The following is a 26,272-nucleotide window of genomic DNA, read 5'->3' on the forward strand; positions in this document are numbered from 1 at the left end:
ATAATTATAGCGTTAAAGATGGAAATATACAATATAAAATTTAAACTACGCATATGTCAGCACGGAACTATCCATAATAACCCATATAAAACATAACAAGGAGTAAGCGAACAAATGGGGTCTTTTAATAAATGGATACGTGGTGAAAAATCTTTCTCTGCACAAGAACAAGCTGATCAACTTTTAAATAAATCTATCTCTTCCTCTCTTTCCCTTAATCTAAAGCACTTGTCCAAACTTTTTAGCGGTATTCCAGAATTAATTACACGTACTTTTCCGTTAAAAAACGGAAAAGTAGCTGCAATTATATATATGGAAGGACTTGTAGACAAAACCGTTATTAACATTGATATTCTTCGACCTCTCCTATTTAAAGAGTGGAATGAAGTTGATTGTTGGGAATCCTCAGTTACAGTCGGGAATATAAAGAAAGTTCAGCAGTGGTCCGACATTGAACATTCCCTTTTACATGGTAAAAGCATTTTATTTATAAATGGACAACTTACAGCATTAGAACTAGATACGCAATCGGCGCCAAAAAGAAGTATTGAAGAACCTACAACAGAAACTGCTATAAAAAGCTCCCACGAAGGATTTAATGAAGTAGCGAGCGACAGTCTTGCACTTATTCGTCGATATATTCCAAATCGCGAATTGAAAGTGAAGGAATTCACTGTTGGTGAACGAGCTACTTCAAAGGTTTTTTTGCTGTACTTAGCAGACGTTGCAAACGAAGACGTTGTACAAGAAATGGCATGCCGTATCGAATCAATCAAAGTGGATGCCATTATTACTACTGGAGAATTAGAAGGGTTTGTTGAAGATAATTCCTATACTCTCTTTCCGCAATTATCAATAACCGAACGCCCTGATACAACGGCCCATCACATTTTGGATGGACGAATTGCTGTTGTTGTAGACCGCTCACCCGGCGTATTAATTGGACCTATGACCTTTTCATCTTTTTTTCAGACGATAGATGATTACAGCTTCCGGCCAATGATTCCATCTTTCATACGACTACTTCGTTTTACCGGACTATTTATTGCAATATTTGCTCCAGCTCTTTATATTGCTATGATTTCCTTTCATTATGAAGTGATTCCACTTAAATTATTGTTAACAATTGGAGAATCTCGAGCTAAAATTCCTTTCCCCCCTATATTAGAAGCACTTTTGATGGAACTAGTACTTGAAATGCTCCGCGAAGCTGCGGTTCGGCTTCCTGGTCCCGTTGGACAAACGATTGGAGTCGTAGGAGGGATTGTCATTGGACAAGCTGCTGTCCAAGCAGGAATAGTAAGTAATGTTATGGTTATCGTCGTATCTATTACTGCAGTCGCTTCTTTTATCATCCCTAACATGGAAATGTCAGCAGGAATTCGGCTTCTTCGCTTTCCAATGATGATAACCGCTTCTTTGTTTGGGGTCATTGGAATTATGGTCGGGATGGCAGTTATCATCATCCATATTCTTTCTATGGAATCACTTGGTGTTCCTTATGGTAGTCCTTTTTCTCCGTCATTTGCTTCAGATTTAAAAGACATTCTTGTACGTTTACCATGGAAACTAATGAAGAAACGACCACTATCCCTTAACTTAAAACAAGAGAATCGACAACGCGATATAGAAGAAACGGAGGAAGATAAGTGACAAAGCGTGCAAAGAGGGAGATTAGTTTATTTCAATACATTTTAACGATTAGTGGTGTTCAAGTAGGGTTCGGTGTACTTACACTGCCACGTGAAGTTGCGCAAGGGGCGAATACAGATGGCTGGATGTCTATTATAATAGGATGCGCTATCACTACTTTAGTCAGTCTATGTATTGTGAAAATTATGGAAAAACACCCCGGGTATACTTTACTTGATGTGCTAACTCGTTATCTTGGGAAGTGGCTAGGAAGAGTAGGAATGATTTTTTGGATTTTATATGCTGTTCTTGCAGCTGTATCCTTAATTTTTTCCCTCTTATGCGTTATTCACATTTGGATTTTACCTAGATCTCCAATGTTTTTAATAATGATGTTATTATCTATCCCAATGGTTATGCTCGCATGTAAAGGTGTTCTTATTATTAGCCGCTATGCTGTTTTTACTGTCTTATTTACACTCTGGATGCCATTGCTATTATTTATCCCGCTTAAAGACGGGCATTGGGTTTATCTTCTTCCTCTCCTTAAAGAGGGATGGCTACCAGTTTTCAACACAGTAAAATCAACTATTATTGCCTTTCTCGGATTTGAGTTTGCATTTGTCCTTTATCCTTATCTCAGTAATAAATCATCTGCAAAAAAAGGAATCGTTATTGCAAATATGATTACTTTATTCGTTTACCTGCAAGTTACGTTCGTTTCTTTCGTTTATTTTAGCCCAGATGGTATAACTAAGTTTTTATGGCCCACTCTTTCTCTTGTTACACCATTTCACTTTTCATTTCTGGAACGGTTTGAAATTATCTTTTTGTCATTTTATCTCTTCATTTTTTTTGATTCTTGCATTCCTTATATTTTTACTGCCTCAGATGGAATCAATCAGTTACTTAACAAAAAAGGGAGTTCATTACCTATTTGGTTTTTATTATTCGGGTGTGTTTTCGTTTTATTTTTTTATATCCCATCCTCGTATCAAATAAGTGCATTGCGGGAATTTTGGGGAACTGCAAGTTATTTTATCGTTTTTCTATTCCCAGTCGTATTTCTCTTATACATGACACTTTATCAGCATTGGAAAAGGAGAAAAATTTAAATGAGGCGCTTTATTTTCACTATATTTTACTTTCTCATAACCTTTTTAACAGGATGTGGAGGAGATCGGCTCGACTTAGAAAAACAATCCATTTCATTAATTTACGGGTTTGATGCAAAAGCAAAAGGAAAATTAATTGTATACCACGTAAACCCTATTTTTAATGAAGATGTGGAGAAAAAATACGAAACTCATGAAGCGACAGTACATACCCCTCGAGAAGCAAAAGCAACATTTAATAGTTCAAGTAGCGGTTTAGTATCTACAGAAAAGTTACAACTCATTTTATTTAGTACGAAATTTTTAAAACAAGAAGGAGCTATGCCTTACCTTGATGTTTGGTATCGCGACCCTAAAAATACTGGAAATATGCGCATGGTTGCAGTAGACGGTCCAATCTCTTCAGTTATATATAATAATTTTAAAGATAAGCCTGCACTTCCTGAATATTTAACAGATTTAATTAATACGAACAAACTATACAATCGAACCGCGTTTACGACATTCCATGAATTCCATAGGCAAACTTTTAATAAAGGTATAACACCTGCTATCTCAGAAATAAAAAAAGGTAAAAAAGATATTCTCGTTACCGGCTCTGCATTATTAACTTCTCGCGGAATCTATAAAATGTCTTTAAATCGATATGAAAGTGCCCTTCTTCTTCTATTACAAAAGAAAGCGAATATACCCGTTTCACTTACACTGAAAATCCCTTCTCATTCAGTTGAAAGTAATAGTCATCTAAAAGATACAGACGGCGACGACTTCGTAACAATAAATGTTCTTAGCATGAATCGTGACATTCACACAGGCTATAACGATAACCACTTCAAATTTAATATTGCAATGAATTTTAAAGTTTCCGTATCTGAGCTTACATTCAACATGGATATAGACAAAGGTAGAAAGAAATTAACTTCACTTATTACAAAACAACTAAACAAAGATTTAAACGATTTAATCCACAAAATTCAAAAACAGCAACTTGATCCATTCGGGTTTGGTGATTATGCGAGAGCATTTCAATATAAAGAATGGAAAACGGTTGAAGACGATTGGCCGAGTGCCTTTTCAAAGTCTAATGTGAAAGTAGCACCTACTATTAAAATTTTAGAGAACGGGATTATTAAATAAAAAAAACACGCTATTTACTCTTTGCTCTTATACGTGTAAAGAGTAAGTAGCGTGTTATCATTTTTATTTTGAAGCTTCCTATACAGTTACGCTTCTGTTTCTGGTTCCTCGTTTTCCGCCTGTTCCAATCTTTGCTGCTCCGCAAGTTCGGCTGAAATCATTCCATAATAAATTTCTGGATACAATCCAAATATTTGATATACACTTCCTAAAAACGGCATCGGAATCCCTCTTTTCTAAAGTTGTATTACCACTTTTAAGGATTCCCTTTTCATTCATTATACATTCGTTTTTGGCGTTTCTTCTTCATCATGAACGCTTAATAAATTTTGCCATTTTTTATAAGGAGCACTATTTGGATCTACATAACCTTTCGCGTACGAACGATCCCACAATTGTTTAATAAACATTTCTTTCTCTTTTTTTGCAACCATATCGGCACCTGTACCGTAATAGTTTTGGAAATATAACTCAATTTCGTCAAGGAATAATCTTAATAATTCATCAGAAGTTTCTTCTAACGTTGGATCATATTTTGCTTCACGGTCATACATTAAAATCATATCTAAAATATTATGGACATGCTCTTTACGAAGCCATCTAATATCTTGAGCACCTAATACGAACGGATGTGTATATAAATGTCCGCCCTGTATCATAGCTTTTTCTTGTTCTTCTTCAAATCTGGACAAGATGTTTTCATAAATAAACGGATTATGAAGCAATGCTCTGTGTAATTTGTAACTTTCACTTGAAATATTTTTTCCCATCGACTGAATTAAGAAGCTACGTCCAACACCGTTATATTGATACACGAACTGGCCATCAACAGCAACTAAACTAATCCAACGATACATATACGCGTATAGAAGAGCGCGATTACATTTATCGTAATCCAACTTCGTTTGCGTTGCATTTAAGTCTGGCATGAAAGCTGGCAAGTGCCAATATTTATCTAAATGCGGCGTTAAACTAGATTTTTTACTATTCAACTTGTTCACACGGCGATAGTAAGACTGAAAATAATCACCTTTATCATTCATAAATCCATTTGCAATATGTCCAGACGACAGCTTAGGAAAGTCTTGTAGTGATAAACCGTAATGCGCACGATAACAAATGACTTCAAATGGCGAAAAAGCTTCATGTACTGTATCTTTTTCTTTAAACATTTCTTGAATTAATTCCTCTTGCAATTCTTTCTTTAAAGATGGATGTATACCCCAATATTGTAATTCCCTATGATGGGAAACTTTCGGAACGAATGGACTTGCTAAATGGAACAAGTCTTCAATTTTTTCACGGACGTATTCATCACGATCACGCTTCTTATAATCCGCCTCTTTTCGTAATGCCTCAACGATATTCAGCTCTAATTTATCACGATAGCGTATTTGTAATTCATCGTAGCAATAACTTAGTATGTGCTCACGATAAAAATCTTCTACTTTTTTCGATTGAATCTCTTCTGTTTTTGCATCCCGGCAATATTCCCCGTATAAACTCATATAAATTTCCGCAGATATATCTTTCGGTAATACTCCCAAATTTAAATGTTGCTGCATATCTTGCCATATCTTTTCTTGCAACTTCTCTTCAGCTAATACGTATACATTCGTTGGGTTTGTTTTCCCTTCAAATTCCTTGCTTCGTTTTTGAATTTCAAACAATAAATTTTCACGCGTTTCGTGTAAATTATCAAAAAACCTTTCCCAATATTGAATCATTTTATTAACTGCTTGATAAAGCGATTGATAAACGAGTTCTAATAGCATTTCTTTGCGATACTCGTTTAATTTGTGTACATACTGCGTTACAATATCTTCAAATTCTTTTTTAAACAAACGCTGCTGATTATTAATCATTTTTCCAAACCAGCCTTGTTGCTGCGCGATTTCTACTCGGCGAACAGCTGTTACCGTTCCATCAATATTACTCACATTAAATTTCTTATCGTAGTTTTGAATTAAATTACGCTTTTGTTCATTATTTTCATGTAGTCGATTCATTTTCTCGACTAACTGCTTTCGAATTTCATACAACATAAAACGAGCTGATACTGGATGAACAGGATCCGTTTTCTTTAAAAACCATGTATTTAATTGATAGGACTGCCCTTCAGAACCACTTGGTGCAAAACGGTCTGATTCAATCATGTCATACAATAGTGTCGTTACATGCTCATGTACGCGGCTCGGAATCGCATACGCATATAAACGAACCGCATGATCCACCCTTGCTACTTCACCTTTCATTTGCTCCATCATTTTCAGTTTAGCAGCCGAAATTTTACACTCGTGCTGCAGTCGGTTTAATTCCTCATCTTTTTGCACCGTACGCTGTACATAACTTTCTACAGCCTCTAAAAACAGTTTAGATTTCGCAACACCGACCTTACCGCCCTCTGCTCCTTCACGCGTTTCATTGTACATTTGTCTATAAAAAATATGAGCCTGTTCTGGACGGGTAGCAAGATGTTCTAAGTCTTCTAAATAACTTTTCCCACGCTCTGGCTTTTCACGTTGCATCCCGCGTTTGACGTCTTGGTCATATCTTTGCTTCTTCTCTTGAAACAGTTGATCTAAATGCAACCAAGACTCATCTAAACCTTGCACAGCCCATTTTAAAGCACAATATTTTAACACGTGCTCATACGGATAAATAATCTTTGCCGTTCCTGCCCCGCAATATCGTCCTTTCCCACTTGATTCTGCTAATTGCTGAATTTGATTATCTTCCTGTGCAAAATGATTTGCAGACATCGGACTAAATAACTGTAAATAAATCGTATTTGCCATTTGCTCCATATAATCTGATAAATTGTGCAGATGGTGTCCATGTAGATTTTCGTAATCGTATAGGAAACAATAATTGTATGGTAAATGATGTTGTTTAATCGTATGATTCGTTCTTCCGTCTTCATCTACTTGATCAGGTCGATATTCTAATTCAATCGTCACACCGCCACGTTTTGATAATTCTCCAGTGGAACCGAGTGTAATGGCATGTAATTCTTTTAACGAGGCATAGCCGTTTGCTTGCACCGTTTCAAACTCTTTCGCACTAACCGTTCTCGTCTTAACTAAAACATCCGGCATTAAAAATGCACCACGTATTAAAATGTTGTGATGCTGCAGTTTTTTCCGAAGCATTTCACGTAAATATAATGCAATTTGTAGAAACATCCCTGAACCTGTTCCGCCCGCTAGTGATGTTACGATAATGACACGCACTCCATATTCCGTTTGATCGCTTGTAACCGGAAAAATCTTCTCGATTTCTTGCCAAAAGGATGTCAATTTATCTTCTTTCATCGCAGCAAGTAACGCTAAACGGGAAATGACGCGTAACTGTCCTGCCCCTTCTGTCAGTGGTTTATCAAGTATAGTCGGGTCCATCGGAAACCACTCTGGAATCGTTGGATCTCCTGCAATATACTCTCTTGGCGTTTTACTAGAACTCGTTTGCGTCTTAAACTTTCGAATATGATCAAATTTACTCAATGTATTCACATCTGTATCAAATACGTGCATTGCTACCTTTTTTCGGCGCTCCTCAGGTAGCCTTTCATATATTTGATGTGTCACAGTACTACCGATTCCACCTAAACCAATTAATATCGTTGGAACTTGTAACGTCATGTGAACCACCTTCCTATTCTTGCTTGTTTGAAAAGAGGGGAGAAAGATAAGACTCCCTCCTTTTCCCTATCTACTATTCACACTCATATTTGTAAATTTCTTTACCATACCCTCTATCAATTACTAAAAGTTCATTTGGATATAACGTCTTATGTTCCATTCCAACCTCATCTTCTGTTATAAACATCCCATCAATAATCATTCCTACTACTTGTGACTCTTTCGCTACAAATATTGATTTCGATCCTTTCTTTGCTATAAACGTAACGGATTGCACAGTCTTTCTTTCTGCTCGGAATGGAATACCAAAATAGTGCTTCCACCATTTATTTTTAAGTAATTCTGGCTCAGATTGATATAACCAATCTTTCGCTACCTCTTGATCCCATTCGTAATACAATAGTGCTTTTCGGTGAAATCTTGGACGAACAATCCATCCTAAAACAATTATTCCTACTACTAACAATAATAAAGTAATAGGAATAACAAACTTAAAAATAAGCGCATATTTTTCATAGAACGGTGCATTTTGAATATGAAGTGATATATTTTTCTTTACTTCTTGTAATTTTGAATCTTGCACTACGATGGTAGCTTCTACGGTGCCGGTATCTGTAAAATTGAATGTGTCGGAGTAATGAGGGCGAGGATAAATATAAATTTGATTATCCTGTTGTTTTATTTCATAGTTGATTGATTGTTTAGATGTGACACCAGTAGATTTTAATAGTTTCTTTACAGCTTCTTCTGTCATCGGCTTACCATCTAACTGTGGTTGTATAATAAACGGTTTACTATTCTCTAAATTCGTTACTTTTTCCTCATAATCTTTCGTAATAGTTTGCAATGATAATTTTGGTTTTCCAGTTACTTCGATTTTAAATTCCTTCGTCTGTCTGTAAAACCCCTTTATGTTCATATGAACTTTCCCGCGAACTAACCCTTTATCGATCTTCGTTTCGTAGTAAAATACATGTTTTTTATCGTCCCACTTCATCGGGTACTGTTTTCCGTCTATTTCTACTTCTGACTGAAAATATGAAGACTGAATTGGTAATTCCGTAGGCTTCGCTCCAATAACAGCAGTAACACCTTCGTACATTTTCTCCACATTTTTTTGACTACTATCGTCTTTGTCATAAGTAGAAACAGTATAGTTAAGCGCCGGTTCAACTAGTACTTGTAATCCTTCTTTCTCAATATCTCGATCCACTTCTATCGTATACGTTCCTGGTTTAATAACTTCCTGATTTTCCGTACTTATATGAACTATATTTCCGAATAATTTCGCTTCTCCTGGTGCATGTATGGAATAAGAAGATTGTAATTGTAATGGTTTAGAAATTTGTGTGACCTGATAATTAGACAAAGAAGGCGATTGCCGTACAAGCGTCATACGCTTTAACGGGAATGGTGTTGTAATCTCTACTTTCTTTCCTACTACTTTCGTTTTTACAATCGATTCAACCGAGGAGAACGGATCACGATTTGCAACTAATGCTGCCACTTGATTGACGCTTTTTACAATACCATCCTCTCCACTAGATGGCATCGTAACGCCATTTATCTCTTTCTTCCATATTTCTTTAAACGTATTTAGTTGTGCCTTTTCTTGCTGCCCTAAATCCTCTTCCATCGTAATTAAAATTGGGTGTAACGATATCTTTTTTGCATCCATTTCTTTCTTAAACTGTGCTAGCTTCTGTGTAATTTGTTCTTTTCCGCCAACCTTATCTTTCTCTAAATCATTAAATGCCCCGTCAGTTAAGACAATAAGCCAAAATTCACGTTTTCCATCTATATCTGCTTCCTTTTTTATAGATTGCATCGCCGTCTCTACTGCGCTAAACGGAGTATTTAAATACGTTTTCCATGCTCCAATTCCCTCAATTTCTGTTTGTCTCTTATCCTTCGTTAACGAAATGTTTAATGGATCATTCGGCTTGCTCATTGGAACATAAGAGAATTTATCTTTTTCATCTAATAGCGCAACTAAACTTTGCAAAGCATAATTGGCATATTTCCAGCGATCGTTATTTCTCATGCTGCCCGAATCATCATATACAAGTGAAACGACCCTTTCCTTTGCCTCCTCTCCTTTTGCAAAAGTCCAAAAAGGATGTAACCATATAAATAGAAACAACATGAATGTGGCACAAATTCGAATTTTCATGATGAGGCTTCGCCACCTTTGTAGACAAATTCCTATGTTTAAATTTATGAGAGGATACAAGATATATGACTTGTATTTTAGGACAACTAGCGCAGCATAACTTTATTATGTAAACAGATATATATACTGAATATGATTCCTTCTAGCGTTTTCTATCCGATACTATAAGTAAAAAAGCCTGTTTAAGCTCTACACTTAAAACAGACTTTTCCTACTTTTCATATTGAAAACAAGCATCAAAAAGTTTGATTTTAAATTAACACATCACTTCAATTGTAAATCCGCCAGGTGCTTCAACATAAAACGTATACGCATGTGCACGTTTAGGAGCCTCAACCGAAAATCCATCTTCCTTCAATCTTTGATTTATCTTATCTACTTGTTCATTATTTTCTTGTGGAAATCCTACATGAAATGTTTTTGGATAATGTACGTCTTTCCCTTTCATTAACGTTAATATAAACCCATCATTATCACGCATAACTGCAAAGCCATTTCCCCTTGTTCCACTACAAGTTAAACCAAAATATTTTTCTAAAAACTCTCTAGCAGCTACTACATCTGAAACTGTTAAATTAAGATGTTTAATTTTCAAACCATCACCTTCTTTCTTAATTTTCTAACATTTTATCATATAAAGTGAAACTTTAATCAGTGGGGGTTTTGTTCATCCCCCACTGATTATCAGCCCTCACCCATCGGGCTTTTACGGGCAGTTGATCCCCTACCTAACTTCTTTGCTTCCGCTGAATTTTGAGGTGGGGGTCTTACTGCCCGTTAATGCGGGACAAATAAAAAACACGCCTTTCACAGCGTGTTTTATTGCTTCACATACACTTCAACAATTGGATTATCTTTATGATCCGCATGTAAGCGTATATTCTCTTCACTTGTACTATAAATGTTAGCTAATAACATAATCGTTAACACATTAGGAGTTTTTGCATCGCTCCCATATTTCCTTTCCAGTGCTTCCTTATATTCAAAATCCAAATCCCCCTGCACATATGTATACACTTCAAAACCATCTTTTAAATTGCAAACTACTGTATCAATAATATCTGCCCCAACTTGCTTCTTCATTTCCTGTCGCAAAGCTTCAATAAACTCTTCCCACGGTACTTCGTATATCTGAAACTGATCTGTAGATTTCATTGCCTTTTCCTCCTTATATATCCTTCTCCTATATTTCCCCTTTCCTATAACAATTATGATAGATAGGACATTCGTACAAGCCGCACTTGTCCCCATTACATATCGTATTACTGTAATGGGGAAGGAGGAAAGAACATGCATAGACAAAAATGTTACGATACGTGCCAACGTTATTTCGGTAAAGTCGTTCGAATTGAAGATCGTGATGGTCGCATTCATTTAGGCAAAATAATTGATGTGACAAACAGCTCTGTATGGATTGAACCAGTGCAACAGCGCTCATCTTTTGATACAGGATTTGGATACTATGACGCATATGCAAACGGTGGCTGTGACCTTTGTGGCGGCCTTAGCAGATGTGATAGTTGCGGATTTGGTTGTGGTGGTGGATTCAGTGGCTGTGGATGTGGCGGTCGTGGTTGCGGTAGTTGTGGTGGCTGGGGCGGCGGCGGCTGGGGCGTTGAACTCGGATTTGGTTTCATCTTCGGAATTACATTAGCTGCATTATTTTTCATTTAACATAGTAAAGAGTTGACTAGCTTTAGTCAACTCTCTTTCTTTATTTTTCACATATAAAAATACGATGTCCTAAAATATGTTGGTACATAAGTCGTACATTTTCATGCTGTACCCATGCCTCATATAATTCATTTGGAATATGCGAGGATACATTCCATTCTGGCTCTTCTATATAGCCCGAGATTGTTTCTGCAATTGTACCACCGCCAGCAATTGTAATTCTTTTAAAATTTGCTTTCTGAAATAATTGTACCCATTCATTCTCAGTTAATAGTTCTTTCATCCCGTATAGTTGGGCAATTTTTTCTTCCTCATCCTTATCAATGTGCCTATCAATAATCATTTCAATAACAACAAGCTTACCGTCTTTCTGTAGTACACGATAGCATTCCGAAATAACCTTTTCTTTCTCTGTAAAAGCGAGTATCGACTCTCCGAGTACGAACTCAAATGAGTCATGCAAACATGGTAATTGCTCTACACTTCCTTCAATTAATTGAATATCTATTCCTTCAAACGACCATCTATCTTTCGCCTTTTGAATCATAATCTCATTCTTTTCAACCGCCGTTACTTTATAACCACATTCTTTTGTCATATACGCCGCTGTTTTCCCCGTACCGCAGCCTATCTCAAGGACATTCGCTCTATATTTAAAAGGTAATTGTGCTAACAATTGTTTTGTTAACGTAAAACCACCAGGATGAGCACTCCCTATTCCATAATAAGCCAGGAAATCGATGTAAGTATTTCGTTTCATAAAATTCTCCTTTAAATTTTCTATAATACATATATTCACCCATCAATAAATCGTGCACATAAAAAAAGCATTTCCAAGTGCTATACCGCAACTTGAAAATGCTCTTCTCTTTTTTATTTCTCTTCTACATACGCCCATTTGAAACTATATTCCGGACTAATATTATGTTTCACAATTCCCTTTACATTCGATTTCATAACATATGATTTAGCACTTTGATATAAAGGTACAAGTGCTACATCTTCCTCAAGTAACAATTTCTCTGCCTTCCCTAGCTCTGTCCAACGTTTTTTTGCATCAGCCATCCATTCTGTCTTACCTTTAGTAATAATATCATCATATTTTGAATTTGAGTAGCTCATCTGGTTTTGAGAATTTTTCGTTTCAAACATATCAAGGTACGTCATTGGATCCGCATAATCTGGATTCCAGCCACCATATGAAAAATCATAATCTTGGTCTGATTCTAATTTTAGTTTTTGCTTAAATGGTTGCAATTTAATATTTACTGTCACGCCTTTTAAATTCTTTTCAACTTGATCTTTTACATACTCCCCAACTTTTTTCGCATTACCAGTATCATAATTTAACAATTCAATTGTTACTTGATCTTTTCCAAGCTCTTTTTTCGCTTCTTCCCATGCTGCTGCTGCCTTTTTAGAATCTTGTTTTAAACCATTCTTGAACGTTTCTGCGAAATCTTTACCGTCTGGTCCACTCGCTAAACCTTTTGGTACTAAATAATCCACTGGTTTTGAACCATCATTTAAAATAACATTCGTTAAAGCTTTCTTATCAATGGATAATGCGATTGCTTCACGTAGCTTTTTGCTCTTTAACGGTGTATCTTGCCCACCACGCTTTTGATTTAGACGCAAGTAAAACGTACTTGTTTCTGAATATGCTCCAAATTCCTCTTTATTATTTCTATACTTATCAACAAATTCTCCTGATAAAATTGCGAAATCAATTGCACCTGTATCATATAAATTCACTCTAGTAGCTGGTTCTTTTACTACACTATAGTTAATTTCATCTAGTTTTACAGTCTTTTTATCCCAATACTGCTCATTCTTCTTCAATTTCCAACCTTGCTCATGCTTCCAATCAGTAAGAACAAAAGGTCCGTTATATACTGTTGTATCAGACTCTAAACCGAATTTATTTCCTTTTTCTTTTACGAATTTTTCATTTAATGGATAGTATGACGCAAATGCCATTAAATTCAAGAAATATGGTACTGGTCTTTCTAGTTCAACTTCAAGCGTATGATCATCTACCGCTTTTACACCTAATGTAGCTACTTCTGCTTTTCCTTGATTAATTGTTTCTGCATTTTTAAGATAGTAAGCAATAAATGCATACTCAGCAGCTGTTTTTGGATCTACTAGACGTTGCCATGCAAATACGAAATCTTTCGCTGTTACAGGATCACCGTTCGACCATTTTGCATCTTTCCGTAATTTAAATGTATATTTTTTACCATCCTCGCTTTTTGTGCTTGATTCTGCCACAGCAGGGATTGGCTTATTATCTTTATCAAGGCGATATAAACCTTCCATTGTATTCCCTAAAATTTGTGCCCCAAGTGTATCCGTACTTTTTGAAGTGTCCATCGTCGGAATTTCATTCGTTTCTGTACGATTTAACACTTGCTTTGCCGCATATTTAATATCAGATTTCTTCTCTTCTCCACCATTATTAGATGTCGTTGTCGTTTTCTTCTCCCCACCAGAAGATCCAGAACACGCTGTTAACGCCATACTCATCGCTAAAACTGGCACTACAACCGCCGTAAACTTTTTCATCTTTTTCTTCATTCTTGTACCCTCCCCAATTTATATGTACGAAACTAACTTTGAGAGATTTCAAATTTAAATTATCAGAAAATTATTACTAATTATCATTCTACTAATTTTTCGCGATTTGTAAAGTATTTTTAAAGAATATTCATAATGATTAATTTATTTAAATCAATAACAATCTATTACTACTATACGAATTCTCCCCCATCTACTATATGTAAGTACCACTTTTCTTATTCTTCTCTATTTATTTAAATTTAATTGAATAGTAAAAGAGCGTTAAAAAAATAAATAATATATTTTTTTAACGCTCTTTTTTCCTATTTCCCTTCCGTTACATAAGCCCACTTAAAGCTATATTCTGGACTAATGTTATGTTTCACAATTCCTTTTACATTCGGTTTCATTACATACGCTCTTCCTGTTTGATATAAAGGAACTAACCCTGCATCTTCTTCAAGGAATAATTTTTCTGCTTTCCCTAACGTCTCCCAACGTTTCTTCGCATCACTCATTAATTCATTCCCTGATTTTTGTACCATTTCGTCGTATTTTGCATTTGAATAACTCATTTGGTTATATGGGCTCTTCGATTCAAACATATCAATAAATGTCATTGGATCCGCATAGTCTGGACTCCAACCTGCATAAGAAATTTCATAATCTTGTGCAGTCTCTAATTTTAGTTTTTGTTTGAACGGCTGAATTTTTGTATTAATCGTTACACCTTTTAAATTTTTCTCAATTTGATCTTTTACATAATCAGCAATCTTTTTCGCAGTTCCATCATCATAACTTAGTAATTCAATTGTAACTTGATCTTTTCCAAGTTCTTTTTTCGCTGCTTCCCATGCTGCTGCACCTTTTTTCGGATCATATTTCAGACCATTTTTAAATGTATCTTGGAAATCTTTACCGTCTGGTCCTGTCGCCAGCCCTTTTGGAACCAATTGATCCGTTGCTTTTGAACCATTATTTAAAATAACGTTTGCCAGCCCTTTTTTATCAACCGATAATGCGATTGCTTCACGAAGCTTTTTGCTCTTTAACGGTGTATCTTGTCCGTTACGCTTTTGATTTAAACGTAAGAAGAATGTACTTGCTTCTGAATACTCACCGTACTCATCTTTGTTCGATTTATATTTATCTACAAATTCTCCTGATAGTAATGTAAAATCAATTGATCCTGTATCATATAAGTTTACTTTCGTCGCAACTTCTTTTACTACACTATAGTTAATTTCTTCTAATTTCACAGTCTTCTTATCCCAATACTTATCATTTTTCTTTAGCTGCCATCCTTGTTCATGTTTCCATGAAGACATCACGAACGGCCCGTTATACACAGTTGTATCTGCTTCTAAACCGTACTTATCGCCTTTTTCTTTTACGAATTTTTCATTTAACGGATAGTATGACGGGAATGCTAGTAAATTCAAGAAATATGGTACTGGCTTTTCTAATTCTACTTCTAGTGTATAATCATCTACCGCTTTTGCCCCCAAATCTGTTAGAGGTTTTTCACCCTTATTAATTGCTTCTGCGTTTTTAATATAGTAAGCAATAAATGCGTATTCTGACGCTGTATTTTTATCGAGTAAGCGCTGCCATGCAAATACGAAATCTTTCGCTGTTACAGGATCACCATTCGACCATTTTGCATCTTTCCGTAATTTAAATGTATATTTTTTGCCATCCTCGCTTTTCGTACTAGATTCTGCAGCAGCTGGGATTGGCTTATTATCTTTATCCAAACGATATAATCCTTCCATCGTGTTCCCTAAAATTTGTGACCCTAACGTATCAGTAGATTTAGAAGTATCCATCGTCGGAATTTCTTGATTCTCTGTACGATTTAATACTTGTTTTGCTGCGTATTTAATTTCGGATTTGTTCTCTTCCCCACCACCATTAGACGTCGTAGTTGTTTTCTTCTCCCCACCTGATCCAGAACACGCTGTCAACGCCATACTCATCGCTAAAACTGGCGCTACAAGCGCCGTGAACTTTTTCATCTTTTTCTTCATTTTTGTACCCTCCCCAATTATATGTACGAAACTAGATTTGAGTAATTTCCTAATAATTAGTTATCAGAAAATTCTTATTAATTAATATTCTACTATTTTTTCTGGTTTTGTAAAGTTATTTTTAAAATATTCTAAAAATTATTCCTTTCACAATAGAAACCTTATATCCATTATTTTTTACATTTAATCTCATAATAAAAAGCATTCCAAAAGTAAAGAATCTACCTTTGGAATGCTCTATTATTTTATCCTTCTATTGTGGACAGCGAGATTCTCAATGCAAGAATAAGATAAGGAACTTGCATATATCCACTTAAAGATAAAACCACTATTTAAAAATTATTTTCCATCTTTTTCAGTCATATATGCCCACTTGAAGCTATACTCTGGGCTAATGTTATGGTGAACGATGCCTTTTGTATTTGGTTTTTGAACGTATGCATCACCACGTTGGTATAAAGGTACAATTGCTACATCTTTCTCAAGAAGCAATTTCTCAGCTTGTCCTAGCTCTTCCCAACGTTTCTTCGCATCGCCCATTAATTCTCCGCCAGCTTTTTTAATCATTTCATCATACTTCTGATTAGAGAAGCTCATTTGGTTATGAGAATGCTTAGACTCAAACATATCTAAGAATGTCATTGGATCCGCATAATCTGGATTCCAACCGCCATATGAAATATCATAATCTTGCTCTGTTTCTAATTTTAGTTTTTGCTTGAACGGCTGAAGTTTAATATTAACTGTTACACCTTTTAAATTCTTCTCGATTTGATCTTTAACATATTCTCCAACTTTTTTCGCATTACCAGTATCATAGTTTAATAGCTCAATTGTAACTTGATCTTTTCCAAGTTCTTTTTTCGCTGCTTCCCATGCAGCAGCTGCTTTTTTCGCATCTGGTTTAATACCGTTTTTAAATGTTTCTTGGAAATCTTTACCGTCTGGTCCAGTTGCTAATCCTTTCGGCACTAAGAAGTCCGCAGGTTTAGATCCATCATTTAAAATAACATTTGCTAAATTTTTCTTATCAATAGAGTAGGCAATTGCTTCACGTAATTTTTGACTCTTTAATGGTGTATCTTGTCCACCACGTTTTTGGTTCATACGAATAAAGTAAGTACTTACTTGTGAATAAGTCCCAAACTCTTCTTTATTGTTTCTATACTTATCAACGAATTCACCTGATAGAAGTGCAAAATCAATTGCATTTGTATCATATAAATTTACTTTTGTAGCTACTTCTTTTACTACACTATAGTTGATTTCATCTAGTTTTACAGTCTTTTTATCCCAATATTGATCATTTTTCTTTAGTTTCCATCCTTGCTCATGCTTCCAATCAGTAAGAACGAACGGTCCATTATAGACTGTTGTATCAGACTCTAAACCGTATTTATCTCCTTTTTCCTTCACGAACTTCTCATTTAATGGATAGTACGATGGAAATGCTACTAAGTTTAAGAAGTATGGTACTGCTTGTTCTAATTCAACTTCTAAAGTAAGGTCATCTACTGCTTTTACTCCTAGTTCCGTTACAGGTTTTTCACCTTTATTAACCGCTTCTGCATTTTTGACTGGGAATGCAATAAATGCATACTCAGCAGCTGTTTTTGGATCTAATAAACGTTGCCATGCAAATACGAAATCTTTTGCTGTTACTGGATCACCATTTGACCATTTTGCATCTTTACGTAATTTGAATGTATATTTTTTACCATCCTCACTCTTCGTGCTTGATTCTGCCGCAGCTGGGATTGGTTTATTATCTTTATCTAAACGGTATAAACCTTCCATTGTGTTCCCCAAAATTTGAGAACCTAATGTATCTGTATTTTTAGAAGTATCCATCGTTGGAATTTCATTTGTTTCAGTACGATTTAATACTTGTTTCGCTGCTAATTTTTCTTCTGATTTGCTATCTCCGCCAGAGCTAGAGTTTGTGCTTGTCTTCTTATCTCCACCTGATGTAGAACATGCTGTTAATGCCATACTCATTGCTAAAACTGGTGCTACAACCGCTGTTAGTTTTTTCATTTTTTTCTTTTTCACTTTCTGTACCCTCCCTAATTCTTAACGCTCTCATTTAAGAATCTTCTGATAATTCTGTTTTTCTTTATATATTTATCAGAAGATTCTTATTAACTATTATTCTACTAATTTTTTGAGTTTTGTAAAGTGTTATTATTGAAAATTTTTAAAAAATTATTTTTTTACAGTAATATTCATAAAAATTCCATAATCTTTTAAAACACTATACCTCATTGAATTCTATGTATTGATTTAATAGTCTTTATATCCCTTCGCTATAAAACACTTGTAAATTATTGTTAATAAATAATGTATATCGTAACAAACCTCTTTTCTACAAAAATAAAAAAGTCAGCTTTGCTGACTTTTTTATCCGGCCATTTTCTTTTTTTTCATTTCCTCTATTACTCTCGTATACTTCTCTTCATCAAATTCATTTTCACTTTTTGCAACAACTACAGTCGCAATACCGTTACCAATTAAATTGACGATAGCACGTGCCTCTGACATGAAACGATCTACACCAAGTAATAGTGCTAACCCTTCTAATGGAATAACATTCATTGCTGACAAAGTAGAGGCTAATACAATAAATCCCCCGCCTGTTACTGCCGCTGCTCCTTTAGATGTAACTAATAAAATAGCTATTATAGTTAATTGTTGACCTAGTGAAAGATCGACGTGAAAGACTTGAGCTAAAAATATAGTAGCCATAGATAAGTAAATTGTCGTTCCATCTAAATTAAAAGAGTACCCAGTCGGAATGACTAAACCTACTACCGGCTTCGAACATCCGAAGTCTTCCATCTTTGTCATCATTCGCGGCAATACTGATTCTGATGATGATGTCCCGAGAACAATGAGTAATTCTTCTTTAATGTGAGCTAAATATTTCCACAAACTAAATTTGTACAGTTTACAAATAAAATTTAAAACAATAAAAACAAATAATGCCATTGTTGCATATACACAAATCATTAATTTACCAAGTGGTATGAGCGTGCTTAAACCATATTTACCAATTGTAAACGCCATCCCGCCGAATGCTCCAACCGGCGCTAACTTCATAACAATAGATAAAATATTAAAAAATACTTTTGATAATCTTTCAAAAAAGTCAATAACCGGTTGTCCATTTTTCCCGAGCATTGTTAACCCTGCACCGAATAAAATGGAGAAAAACAGAACTTGTAAAATATCACCTTTTGCAAATGCTTCAAACATGTTAGACGGTACAATATGTAAAAAGAAATCCATCCACTTCATTTCTTGCCCGCTTTGTACATATTGTGAAACATCTCCGCCCTTTAGTTTCGAAGGATCTAATCCATCTCCGGGACGTACAACATTCGCTATGATGATACCAATAATTAAAGCCGCTGTTGTAACAATTTCAAAATATAATAGTGCCTTACCACCAACACGACCTACCTTTTTCATACTTCCCATACTTGCAATACCAAGCACAATCGTTAAAAAGATTATCGGTGCAATAACCATTTTAATCATATTGATGAATGTTTCACCAATTGGCTTCATCTCTTGTCCAACACTAGGCCAAATTGCCCCTACTGCAATACCACAAATAATTGCCACAATAACTTGGAATGTTAAATTCTTTACAATTCTCATTTTTAATACTCCCCTGTTTCGTTCATTTCTCCCATACGATTTCAATAATTGCTAATGATGTATTTTATGTAATAGCCCCCCTGCTATTTAACTTAAACCATATAATTATGTTACACTATTATCAATAATTTGAAAATAGTATATAATATTTGAATTTAAATGCCATACTATTAAACGTAATAAAAAAGCAGACATTATGCCTGCTTTAATTCTCCTCAATCTGCTTTTCACTTAATCCTAGATGTGTTCTAAGCGTATTACTCAAACTCTGTAGATTTTTTTTATTAGGGTTATAATAATATACACGTTGCCCATTTGGACCGTTAGGTAAATATAAATCATCTCCGCCTAATTGAATCTTTTCAACTGAACCATTTAAACCGTATTTATAAAAAGATAAAATATCATCCATTACTAAATTTGTTTTAAAATCGCCGTCAATCGCCTCAACTATTTTTTCTAGCTTCGTAATCGAGCCTACACTTTTTAATTTACTTAACATCGCTTCAATAACAAGTTGTTGGCGCTGACCTCTCATTGCATCACTATCAATATGACGCGTTCTTGCCAGTGCAAGTGCTTCTTCCCCTGTTAATTTTTGTAGTCCTTTTTTCAAATGGATTGCGTCAGGCTCATCTTTACTATTTTGCTCCGTAAATTCAACTGGGACATTTACTTCAATTCCATCTAATCCATCAACAATTTTAGTAAATGAATTAAAATTAAACTTCACAAAATAATCAACAGGCACTTGTAACAACTTTTCTACTGCTTCCACTGAAGCTTGCGGTCCTCCATCTTTACCATTTTTAACGAAACCACTTCCATATGCATGCGTTATTTTATCTTTTTTCTTTTCAACTGGAACATATGTATATGTATCACGTGGTATGCTCGTTAATTTCACTGTCTTATCATCTTTATTAAAAGTAGCTAACAGTAGTGCATCTGTATGGAAAGCACCATTATACTCCTTTTGTCGTTCTTGATTTTCATCAATTCCCATAATTAAAAGTGAAACATTGTTTGCAATTGGCTTTACAGTTTCCTCACGTAAATGTGATTTTTCACCACGCGCTAAATTTAAACTAGACTTTTGTACGAGATTAGAAGTTTTCATATATACATAAGTACCATATCCAACTCCGCCAAATAGTAATACTGCTAACAAGACACTTATTATCGTTGTCTTTTTATATTTTCTTTTATTTTTCTTTTCTCTTGAAGAAGAGGTATTCTCCATATCGTTCCCTCCGTTTTCTATTCATCTAATATATTTTTCAATTTTTCATAATTAGTACTATCCTTTTGAAATACATTCTCTTTCAACCCTTTGTTTATTTGTATCCATTCAGTTGTAATCGAATATTGAATCATACCTTCGTGGAAACTAAGGAACTTTAGCATAATCCCCGTATTTTTCTCTACAACCATTTCAAATTTCCCTCTTAAATCTTCAGATGTACTTACAGGCATTTCTATGTTTATTGTCCCTTCTATTTTGTAGCAATCAAGTCCAAGATACTTCGTTTCTTTATAATTCCAATCTTTATATCGGATTAATAGCTCAGCAAATTCTGATTGCATACTATACTTCGCAAATCCCACATATTCGTCATCATATCGTTTCTTTTCACCTGATTTTCTCAATAATCTTTCCGTAGGATTTAATTTTAATAGTTCATAGTTTCTTTCCTTCGGGCTCCATTTTGTCTCTCTATATGTATACTTCTCATCATCAAATTCTTTTTTCTTGCCCTCGTTATATATAATTGTTCGTTTTTTCGTTAGCTTATCTTCTTTCGAAGAGATACCTCTTTGTTGCTCCGTATCAATCGCATATTTGTATGTTGTAGCGATTCTTGACGAACTAGAATATTCCTCAAATTGTCCTGAAATATTTTTAAAATGATCAATGGAATCCAGCATCTTTTCATGAATCTTTTCTTTATCTGGATAGTTTACGTTCGATTTTATTTCTTCTTCATTTTCATAATCAGAAAACGCCTTTTTCTTTACATATTCAAATACCCCACCATTTTGAGCAAAAATTTGATCAGAAAACTCCGACATAGACACAATGGACAGTGTTAGAACCGCAGCACTTATAGCCATCATATAAACTCTGTAACCTTTCTTTTTTACCGGAAGATTATGTAGTGTACGATTAATCTTTTCATTTAACTCTGGTGGTACTATAACATTCTCTTCTTTTATTCTCTTTTTTATTTTCTCATCAAATAATTTTTCGTTATCCACCCTATACACCTCCTATTCCATCTTTAATCGCTTTTGCAATTGTTCCCTCGCGCGTGACAATCTCGATTTCACTGTTCCTTTTGGCACTTCTAAAAGCTTCGCTATACTTTCTTGATTCATATCTTCATAATAAAAAAGCACCGTAACCGCTCTTAACTCTTCATGTAATGATTGAATCGCATTACACAAATCTATATCTTCATACTGATCACAAGCACTCATATTGTAATCATTTTCTTCTATTACCATTATCTTTTTGTATGATCTAATAATGTTGTTACACTCATTTATCAAAATTCGAATTAACCAAGTTTGAAAAAACTCTTCTTTCTTTAATTTTTTTATATTTTCATAGGCTTTTAAAATTGTTGCCTGTATCGCATCCTCTATATTTGTCTCATCACGTAACAGAGCCTTTGCAATACGATACATCTTCATTTTTTCTGTATGTATAAGCGCCATAAACGCTTCATGATCACCTTTTTTCGCTAAGGAAACATCGGTTTCTTCTTTTACAATCATTTTATATAAAGGGATTACTTTCACAATTGCTCCTCCTGTTTCATCCTCACTTCAAATTTAACTTTACATGTATTAGACGGATGAGCCTAGAAAAAGGTTCATTTTTTTGAATATTTCCATAAAAAAAGGTAAACATTCTTCATGTTTACCTTTTTTATACGTAACTCTGAGGACATATCCATTTGGATCGACAACTTTAAAACAATTATTTTCTCATAAAACAATAATGACTTTTCTACATCATATATATAGCTGCACCCCATTCGTTTCCTCCTCATCAAAAAAAGCCCACTCTATCCGTGGACTTTCTACTTTACAACGGTAAATCCCTCTTTCTAAACACTACAATTGCTACTATGAAAATACAAAGTGCTCCAGTAGTTAAACCTATACTCACTGGCCATATATTATATGTTCCCTCAGCAATTTCTTTCGGACGAAATAGCGTAAATAATGATATATTTCTCATCCACTCTAACTTATCGCTTAATTTACCTACCATGTCCGTTACGAAAAATAAAATAGTTAAACTTGCTGAGTAGCTAAGTGCCTTTCTTTCGTCATTACATATACAAGAAAAGAAAAAAGAATACGCACTAACGACTAAAAATATTAACCCACCGACTATATTTATCTTCAGGAATAATTCTTTATTTAAGTTATTATCTTGTAGAAACCACTCTGCACCTACTATACCCGCTACATACGTAACAGTTACTATGATTAGTAGCCCTAATACGAGAATAGCCGCTTGCGTGATTGCAATTTGCACTCTAGATACAGGTGTTGTTAGCAAGTATGCCATCGCTCCTTTATCTACATGACGAGCAATTAAATGCGTTGCAACTGTTACACAAAAAATTGTTAATATGATAATAAACAATAGACTATAATATTCGCCAGCTAAAAAATCCATTACGTTTTGAATCGGACTTTCCATTCCAACAATTTTTTTCACACTATCAGGCATAGCACTTATTAATTCATTTAACCCTTTCGCTGATACCATTGAAGGGAAGATCCAAATTAATAACCATAAATATAGAGCTGCACCAGTTGCATAACTCAAAATACTTTTTTGTGTTTCTTTCAAACTAGCTAAAAACAATTGCTTATTCATGCTTTACCCCTTCTTTCTTATCGTAATAATGCATAAATAAATGTTCTAAATCCATTGCTCTCGTTTGAAGCGCCGTTACATTATAGTTTGAAAGTGTTTGTAAAACAGTTTGATAGTTTCCTTGCACAATAATCGATGCTTCTCTACCTTTCACCGCTTCAAATTGCAAATTACATTGTGTAAGAGATTCAATCTCTTCTTGCGATGATACGGTTACATCTATTACCTGTCGTCTCAAGCTTTGTAAATCATGAATATTTTCAACCGTTACAAGGCGACCATCTTTAATTATAGCCACTCTGTCACAAGTTCTCTCAATCTCAGTAAAAATGTGCGATGACATAAGGATTGTTTTCCCTCTTTGCTTTTCTTCTAATATTAAATCGATAAACACTTGCTGCATAAGTGGATCGAGTCCTGATGTTGGTTCATCTAAAATTAACACTTCCGGATCATGCATAAAAGCAGCAACAATTCCTACTTTTTGCTTCATTCCTTTAGACATTTTTCGAATCGGTGTTTTCACATCAAATTGTAGACGTTCTATTAATTCATCTCGTCTTTTCGTATCCTTTAACCCGCGCATTCCTTGCATTAACTTTAAAAAATCTAATCCGTTCATTCCTTCAATAAAAGAAATTTCACCTGGCAGATACCCAACTTTCCTTTGGATTTTCGCCGCTTTATTCCAACAATCTAATCCAAAAATTGTCGCTTTACCAGCTGTCGGTTTTATAAATCCCATTAAATTACGAATTGTTGTGGATTTCCCAGCACCATTTGGTCCTAAGTAACCAAATACTTCCCCTTCTTTTACATCAAATGTAATATGAAACAAACCTTTTCCATTTGAAAACTGTTTTGTAACATCTTGAACTGAAATCATAAGTCCACCTCATTTTTTGAAATATTTAATATGTGATATTTCAAAATTATTGTACTCCTCATCTTTCATATTCGCAACAACTTTTTGAAATATTTATTAGTCCATATTTCAAAAATATTGTTTTCCATTATTTTTTCTTGTATATTTTAAGTGAGGTGATTACATTGAACGGCTTTGAAAAAGTGAAAGAAAAGAAAAAACGCGCCATTAAAGAGGCGGCCTTCGTATTATTTTCAGAACGTGGATTTAATGAAGTAAAAATAGAACATATTGCAAAAGAAGCAAACGTTTCTCAAGTTACAATTTATAATCATTTCGGAAGTAAAGATGCATTATTTAGAGAGCTTATACAAGAATTTATCATATCTGAATTTCAATATTATAAAGATCTTGCAGAGGAAAAATTACCTTTTCATGAGATGATGCAAAAAATGATTGTAAGAAAAATGAATACTGGTGGGTTATTTCAGCCGGATATGTTACTACAAATGATGCAAAGAGATGAAGAGCTCCGAGAGTTTATTTATAGTTATCAAAACGAAAAAATCCTGCCTTGGTATTTAGAAATACTAGAACAAGCACAGCAAAAAAATGAAATTAACCCTCACCTTACTAAAGAAATGATGTTACTATACATTCAAATGTTCACTAAACTAGGTGATGATTTCGGGGCTCAGCTTCTTGAAGGAGATCGCGAAAAACATATACAAGATATCGTTACGATGTTCTTTTATGGACTGTCCGTCCCAGAAAAATAATGTTTCTAAAGAACAAATACCATCACAAAAAAAGCCCTTTGGATATTTAAATCTCAAGGGCTTTTTCATGTCAATAAAATGATTAAAACTAACTTTATCTTAAAGCAGTTAAATGCTGCTTTATAGATAATACCTTATTATAGATTAACTCTTTTAGCATAACTGGCTGAATTGAGATAATTGTTTCACCGAAATTCAGAAAGTAACTTGAAATAAACTCAACTTCTTGTTTGTTAAAATAGCCTGTTATACTATAATTTTCATTTTCTTTTTGTATCCTCATGGAAGGATAATTCTCTTTATCAAAAATATCTTTTCCTTTTTGATTAACAATGACACGAAAATCAATTGCATCCGGCTTTCTGTGAAAAGTTGTAAGATAACTTAACAACTCTTCAAGATTTTTTGGATTCGTATTGCTTGTTTCCTCAATAGAAAGAATTTTATCACATCTAATTATTTGAACATTATTTGTCTCAAAATTAAAGATTTTAGCATACCACTGGCCAAATTTAGATTCTATTCGAATAAATTGGGCGACCAATACTTTTTCCTCATCTTTTTTTAAATATGTTAAATGATAAACTCGCTCAGCAAAAATCCCCTGTAAAATTTCTTTTAAGAACGGACTAAAATTACTATGATTTGTTACTTCAAAAGAAAGCGTTCTTTCCATGATTGAAATATTTTCACTCACATTATCAGGTAATACATGTTTAAATTTATTTTCAAGCGCAATACTTTCTACATTAAATGGTTTTGTCTTGTATCCATTTAGCGTAAGAATCGAAAAGTATAACGCATACATTTCATCCACACTAAAATAAATTGGCGATAACACACTATTTTCTATAATTTTATAACTTCCATTTCTACCCAGTTCAGAATATATTGGTACACCTATTTCTTCCAATGATTGAATATCTCGCAACGCGGTACTTTTAGAAATATCATATCTAGCCATTAAATCTTTTAAATTAAAATATCTTTTATTATTTAAGAAAATAAGCATATCATTTATTCGTTCCGTTTTTTTCATATTTCCCTCCCAAAAAGGTGTCATGTATTGGAACCTTTTTAGTCTATATTATAATTATTAA

General features: G+C 34.4%; 21 protein-coding genes. 5 read left to right on the forward strand and 16 right to left on the reverse strand.

Annotated features, from left to right (window positions below; all coding sequences use genetic code 11):
- Positions 1–114: 114 nt before the first annotated feature.
- Genes CER22_RS13100 through CER22_RS13110 form a run of 3 tightly spaced genes read left to right on the forward strand, consistent with a single transcriptional unit; the run spans position 115 to position 3,884 of the window.
- Entirely contained in the window at positions 115–1,653 is a 1,539-nt protein-coding gene (locus CER22_RS13100) for a spore germination protein (RefSeq protein WP_088608895.1), read from the forward strand.
- Positions 1,650–2,747 (forward strand): endospore germination permease, encoded by a 1,098-nt coding sequence (locus CER22_RS13105; RefSeq protein WP_088608896.1) that lies wholly within the window; start codon positions 1,650–1,652, stop codon positions 2,745–2,747. The genes CER22_RS13100 and CER22_RS13105 overlap by 4 nt, the downstream gene beginning before the upstream one ends.
- On the forward strand, positions 2,748–3,884 hold the full coding sequence (locus tag CER22_RS13110) for a Ger(x)C family spore germination protein (RefSeq protein ID WP_088608897.1): 1,137 nt from the start codon (positions 2,748–2,750) through the stop codon (positions 3,882–3,884). It begins immediately after the preceding gene.
- A gap of 86 nt (positions 3,885–3,970) precedes the next feature.
- Here CER22_RS13110 and CER22_RS13115 read toward each other — a convergent pair whose 3' ends face one another.
- The 5 genes from CER22_RS13115 to CER22_RS13140 form a co-directional block, all read right to left on the reverse strand.
- Positions 3,971–4,105, reverse strand: a complete 135-nt coding sequence (locus CER22_RS13115; protein ID WP_001116178.1) for a hypothetical protein — start codon at positions 4,103–4,105, stop codon at positions 3,971–3,973.
- Between the two features lie 57 nt (positions 4,106–4,162).
- Entirely contained in the window at positions 4,163–7,525 is a 3,363-nt protein-coding gene (locus CER22_RS13120) for a tubulin-like doman-containing protein (RefSeq protein ID WP_046957761.1), read from the reverse strand.
- 73 nt (positions 7,526–7,598) lie between these two features.
- The gene (locus CER22_RS13125) at positions 7,599–9,698 is read right to left on the reverse strand and encodes a vWA domain-containing protein (protein WP_088608898.1); all 2,100 of its coding nucleotides are present in this window, start codon (positions 9,696–9,698) and stop codon (positions 7,599–7,601) included.
- A 256-nt stretch (positions 9,699–9,954) separates the two neighbouring features.
- The gene (locus CER22_RS13130) at positions 9,955–10,293 is read right to left on the reverse strand and encodes a VOC family protein (protein ID WP_088608899.1); all 339 of its coding nucleotides are present in this window, start codon (positions 10,291–10,293) and stop codon (positions 9,955–9,957) included.
- 224 nt (positions 10,294–10,517) lie between these two features.
- Positions 10,518–10,853 carry a hypothetical protein gene (locus CER22_RS13140; RefSeq protein ID WP_088608943.1) on the reverse strand — a complete coding sequence of 112 codons (336 nt, stop codon included), beginning with the start codon at positions 10,851–10,853 and terminating at the stop codon, positions 10,518–10,520.
- Between the two features lie 135 nt (positions 10,854–10,988).
- Between CER22_RS13140 and CER22_RS13145 the strand changes: the two genes are divergently transcribed.
- Positions 10,989–11,372, forward strand: coding sequence for a hypothetical protein (locus tag CER22_RS13145; RefSeq protein WP_048544012.1), 384 nt, complete (start codon positions 10,989–10,991; stop codon positions 11,370–11,372).
- A gap of 40 nt (positions 11,373–11,412) precedes the next feature.
- On the opposite strand, the gene CER22_RS13150 is transcribed toward CER22_RS13145, so the two are convergent.
- From CER22_RS13150 to CER22_RS13200, 10 genes are all read right to left on the reverse strand, one after another.
- Positions 11,413–12,132: a class I SAM-dependent methyltransferase gene (locus tag CER22_RS13150; protein ID WP_088608900.1), complete on the reverse strand. Its 720-nt coding sequence runs from the start codon at positions 12,130–12,132 to the stop codon at positions 11,413–11,415.
- A gap of 113 nt (positions 12,133–12,245) precedes the next feature.
- Positions 12,246–13,952: a peptide ABC transporter substrate-binding protein gene (locus CER22_RS13155; protein ID WP_088608901.1), complete on the reverse strand. Its 1,707-nt coding sequence runs from the start codon at positions 13,950–13,952 to the stop codon at positions 12,246–12,248.
- A 305-nt stretch (positions 13,953–14,257) separates the two neighbouring features.
- Positions 14,258–15,964 (reverse strand): peptide ABC transporter substrate-binding protein, encoded by a 1,707-nt coding sequence (locus tag CER22_RS13160; RefSeq protein ID WP_088608902.1) that lies wholly within the window; start codon positions 15,962–15,964, stop codon positions 14,258–14,260.
- Between the two features lie 339 nt (positions 15,965–16,303).
- Positions 16,304–18,016: a peptide ABC transporter substrate-binding protein gene (locus CER22_RS13165; RefSeq protein ID WP_142293474.1), complete on the reverse strand. Its 1,713-nt coding sequence runs from the start codon at positions 18,014–18,016 to the stop codon at positions 16,304–16,306.
- 348 nt (positions 18,017–18,364) lie between these two features.
- Positions 18,365–19,627, reverse strand: a complete 1,263-nt coding sequence (locus CER22_RS13170; RefSeq protein WP_088608903.1) for a dicarboxylate/amino acid:cation symporter — start codon at positions 19,625–19,627, stop codon at positions 18,365–18,367.
- A gap of 205 nt (positions 19,628–19,832) precedes the next feature.
- Positions 19,833–20,870: an LCP family protein gene (locus CER22_RS13175; protein WP_088608904.1), complete on the reverse strand. Its 1,038-nt coding sequence runs from the start codon at positions 20,868–20,870 to the stop codon at positions 19,833–19,835.
- A 17-nt stretch (positions 20,871–20,887) separates the two neighbouring features.
- Positions 20,888–21,886 carry an anti-sigma factor gene (locus CER22_RS13180; RefSeq protein WP_088064178.1) on the reverse strand — a complete coding sequence of 333 codons (999 nt, stop codon included), beginning with the start codon at positions 21,884–21,886 and terminating at the stop codon, positions 20,888–20,890.
- Positions 21,887–21,898: 12 nt separating this feature from the next.
- Complete coding sequence (locus tag CER22_RS13185) at positions 21,899–22,432, reverse strand: sigma-70 family RNA polymerase sigma factor (protein WP_088608905.1); 534 nt, start codon at positions 22,430–22,432, stop codon at positions 21,899–21,901.
- A gap of 289 nt (positions 22,433–22,721) precedes the next feature.
- Positions 22,722–23,528, reverse strand: a complete 807-nt coding sequence (locus CER22_RS13195) for an ABC transporter permease subunit (RefSeq protein ID WP_088608906.1) — start codon at positions 23,526–23,528, stop codon at positions 22,722–22,724.
- Complete coding sequence (locus CER22_RS13200; RefSeq protein WP_088608907.1) at positions 23,521–24,414, reverse strand: ABC transporter ATP-binding protein; 894 nt, start codon at positions 24,412–24,414, stop codon at positions 23,521–23,523. Before CER22_RS13200 ends, CER22_RS13195 begins: the two co-directional genes overlap by 8 nt.
- A 155-nt stretch (positions 24,415–24,569) precedes the next feature.
- Between CER22_RS13200 and CER22_RS13205 the strand changes: the two genes are divergently transcribed.
- Entirely contained in the window at positions 24,570–25,172 is a 603-nt protein-coding gene (locus CER22_RS13205) for a TetR/AcrR family transcriptional regulator (RefSeq protein WP_256943717.1), read from the forward strand.
- A 94-nt stretch (positions 25,173–25,266) separates the two neighbouring features.
- On the opposite strand, the gene CER22_RS13210 is transcribed toward CER22_RS13205, so the two are convergent.
- The gene (locus tag CER22_RS13210) at positions 25,267–26,235 is read right to left on the reverse strand and encodes a helix-turn-helix transcriptional regulator (protein ID WP_088122823.1); all 969 of its coding nucleotides are present in this window, start codon (positions 26,233–26,235) and stop codon (positions 25,267–25,269) included.
- Between the last annotated feature and the right edge of the window lie 37 nt (positions 26,236–26,272).

Source organism: Bacillus sp. K2I17, from assembly GCF_002209985.1.
GTDB classification, from domain to species: domain Bacteria; phylum Bacillota; class Bacilli; order Bacillales; family Bacillaceae_G; genus Bacillus_A; species Bacillus_A wiedmannii.